Raw genomic sequence first — 3093 nt, forward strand, 5'->3', positions numbered from 1 at the left:
CGTTGAACAGCCGCACCACGATGCCGGCCATCGGGCGGTCAGCCTGGCCATAGGTTCCGTCGCCGTCGACATCCATGAAGACGAAGGAGGAGAAATTGAGCTTGCTGGATGTCAGGCCCCAGGCGGTGCGGGGCGCATAGTCGCGGGTCGGATCGGCGCTGCCGCGCGCCTTGCGCCGCTTGCGCCGCCAGCGCAGGGCGAGCGCGATGAGAGCGACGGCGCCGGCGAGGACAAGGGCGGAGATGAAGAGGACGAGGGCGTTGTCAGCCATGGCGGGGGAGCGATGCGCGAGAAATAATGTCCAAGATGAAAAGCATGAAGTCTGAGATCCCCCTTCCACGTCCGCAAAAGCTGGCTTGAGACGTCGTTACTGCACAGCCACTACTTGCGAGAGACAGCGCCCCCCTGACCTTCTCCCCTCGTGGGAGAAGGTCAGGTCGCCAATTCCACCCACACCGGCGCGTGGTCGCTGGCGTTGTCCTGGCCCCGTATGTCACGGTCGATCCCCGCCCCCTTCAGCTTCCGCGCCAGCTTCTTCGACAACAGGATATGGTCGAGCCTGAGCCCTGCATCGCGCGGCCAGCGGTTCCGGCGGTAATCCCAGAAGGTGTAGAGCCTCTCTTCTTTCGGGAAGACTTTGCGCAACGCATCGGTCCAGCCCTGCTCGATCAGCGCCGCAAAGGCGGCGCGGCTTTGCGGCTGGACCAGCGCGTTGTCGTCATAGGAGTGGGTTTGGTAGATGTCGCGCGGCTCGGGCACGATGTTGTAATCGCCGGCGAGCACCACCGGCAGGCCGGTGTCGAGCAACTCGCCCGCATACGCCGCGAAGCGCTCGTGCCAGGCGAGTTTGTAGTCGAATTTCGGTCCTGGCCTCGGGTTGCCGTTCGGCGCGTAGAGGCAGGCGATGACGACGCCGTCGACCGCCGCCTCGATGTAGCGCGCCTGGCGGTCGGCTTCGTCGCCGGGCAGCGCGTCGCGCGTCAGTACCGGCTCGGTGCCACGGGCAAGGATGGCGACGCCGTTCCAGGTCGGCTCGCCCTTCCACACCGCGCCATAGCCGGCATTGGCGAACCTGGTCAGCGGAAACTGCGTATCGCGGGACTTCAGCTCTTGCAGGCAGACGACGTCTGGTTTTGCCTTGGCGAGCCAGGCCAAGAGGTTTTCGAGGCGGCTGTTGATGTTGTTTATGTTGAAGGTGGCGAGTTTCATGCAAGTCTGCGCGATCCAGTCACGCCATCCGTGCCTTAATCGTCTCCGCCACCGTTTTCAGGTGATCCGCCGTCGAGAAACCCGAGATCTTCTTGCGCGGCTTCAAATCATGGTCGCCGTCCTCCAGCCAGATCACCTCGATGGCGTCGGAGAGGCCGTAGGTCGCGACCTCCTCCTTCGTGCCGAACTCGTCGCGCGTTCCTTGGAAGATGAGGGTCGGCGTCTTCAAGTCAGCGAGATGCTTCGTCCGCAGTTGCTCGGGCTTGCCGGGCGGATGGAAAGGGTAACCGAGGCAGACCAGGCCGGCGATCTCGCCCTTGGCAAACATATCGTCGGCGACCATCGAAGCGACGCGCCCGCCCATAGACTTGCCGCCGATGATGAGCTTTCCGGTCACGCCCTTGGCCCTGAGATCGGCGATCGCCTTGACGTATTCCGGGTTCACCGTCTCGGCGCGCGGCGGCGGCTTGCGGTGACCGTAGCGGCGCGCCGCCATGTAGTGGAACTCGAAGCGGGCGACGCGGAAGCCGGCGGCCGCGAAGGCCTTGGCCGTGGCGGCCATCGAGGCGGAATCCATCGGCGCGCCGGCGCCATGGGCGAGTAGGATGGTGACGGGGGCGGAGTCCGGGCCGTCGAAGAGGAAGTAGGTCATGAGGCGACCTTTCTGGAGAGGCCGAGTTCCTTCGCACCCCCCTCTGCCCTGCCGGGCATCTCCCCCGCAAGGGGGGAGATTGGCAGCTTTGGCGCCCCGCCCATTCTTGCAACGTTCGAGATTGGCGAAAGCGATTGAGCGCGCAATCTCCCCCCTTGCGGGGGAGATGGCCGGCAGGCCAGAGGGGGGTGCTCAGGCGCGAACATCTCGCTCACCTACCATGTGCAAATCCACGAACTGAATGCCCTTCTGCGCCAGCCTTGCCCATTCTGACTCTGCATCGAGCTCCAGATAGCGCGCCCACAGCCGGCGGGCTTCGGTAAAATTGCCGGCGTCGAATTCCAGTCGGGCGAGGTTGAACACCGGGTCGGCATAGGCGTTGTCCAGTGCGATCGCCTTGTGCAGATGCCTTCGCGCCGAAGCCACTTTGCCCTCGTCGCTCATCAGCCCGGCGAGGTTGAACCAGGCCTCGACGAAGCCGGGATCGAGTTTTATCGCGCGTGCATAATCATGCGCGGCTTCGGCGACGCGGCCGGCGCCGCGCAGGCAGTTGGCACGATTGAAGGCGGCGATGGCGTCCTTGGGATCGATCGCGAGGCAACGCTGGTAGAGTGCTGCCGCATCGTCGTGGCGCTCCTCCTCCTCTGCCGCTTCCGCCTCGGCGAACAGCTCCTCCAGCGTGTCGTCTTCCGATGACCCGAGGTCGAACAGCAGCTGGCCGTCGAGCTCGCTCGTCCCATCGTCGAGATAGATCGCGTCCGGACGGCCATACTGGGAGCCGAGATTGAGCGACTTGGCGGTGAGCGAGGTGACCGGGCCGGAGCGATGCACGGAGCGGACGATCGCCCCCCACGTGGCGCCGCTGGCGATCAGCCCGGCATATTTCTTGGCCAGGATCAGGTCGCGGAAGGAATAAGGTTCGCCGTCATGCTCGAAAGCGTCGAACAGCGACAGCATGTCGAGATCGTCGCCGGCAAGCCGCGATTGGTCGATCAGCGACTGCCTGGCCAGCGATGACGCCTCGGGCGCTTTCATCAGGCCAAGCAGGCGCAAAAAACCGTTCTCGCTGATCAGCGTGCGCCCTGCGGCACGCTCGCCCCTCGCGCGGCGCTCGATCTCGGCATCGCCGGTTTTCGCGACCTTGGCGAGAAGCACACGGCCGAACACGACATGCGTGGTGCGGCGGGTGACGCCGCGCCTCAGCTCCGCATGGCGGCGCTCGACCTCGCGCG

Annotated in this window: 3 protein-coding genes and 1 pseudogene; all 4 read right to left on the minus strand. The window is 65.1% G+C overall.

The window, feature by feature from the left end; all coding sequences use genetic code 11:
* Nucleotides 1-271 (minus strand): annotated as a pseudogene (locus tag DH10_RS12890) (hypothetical protein); the annotation flags it as partial.
* Between the two features lie 161 nt (nucleotides 272-432).
* Nucleotides 433-1209, minus strand: coding sequence for an exodeoxyribonuclease III (locus DH10_RS12895; RefSeq protein ID WP_192247396.1), 777 nt, complete (start codon nucleotides 1207-1209; stop codon nucleotides 433-435).
* A gap of 19 nt (nucleotides 1210-1228) precedes the next feature.
* Nucleotides 1229-1861 carry an alpha/beta hydrolase family protein gene (locus DH10_RS12900; RefSeq protein ID WP_192247393.1) on the minus strand — a complete coding sequence of 211 codons (633 nt, stop codon included), beginning with the start codon at nucleotides 1859-1861 and terminating at the stop codon, nucleotides 1229-1231.
* A gap of 192 nt (nucleotides 1862-2053) precedes the next feature.
* The coding region (locus tag DH10_RS12905; RefSeq protein WP_192384782.1) for a tetratricopeptide repeat protein at nucleotides 2054-3093 on the minus strand (1040 nt) is incomplete at its 5' end.

The organism is Mesorhizobium silamurunense (assembly GCF_014843825.1).
Lineage (GTDB): Bacteria > Pseudomonadota > Alphaproteobacteria > Rhizobiales > Rhizobiaceae > Mesorhizobium > Mesorhizobium silamurunense.

Bases quoted from the DNA above. Each gene is read 5' to 3' on its own strand.
- DH10_RS12895 (WP_192247396.1), bottom strand. From the start codon at position 1,209: ATGAAACTCGCCACCTTCAACATAAACAACATCAACAGCCGCCTCGAA.
- DH10_RS12900 (WP_192247393.1), bottom strand. From the start codon at position 1,861: ATGACCTACTTCCTCTTCGACGGCCCGGACTCCGCCCCCGTCACCATC.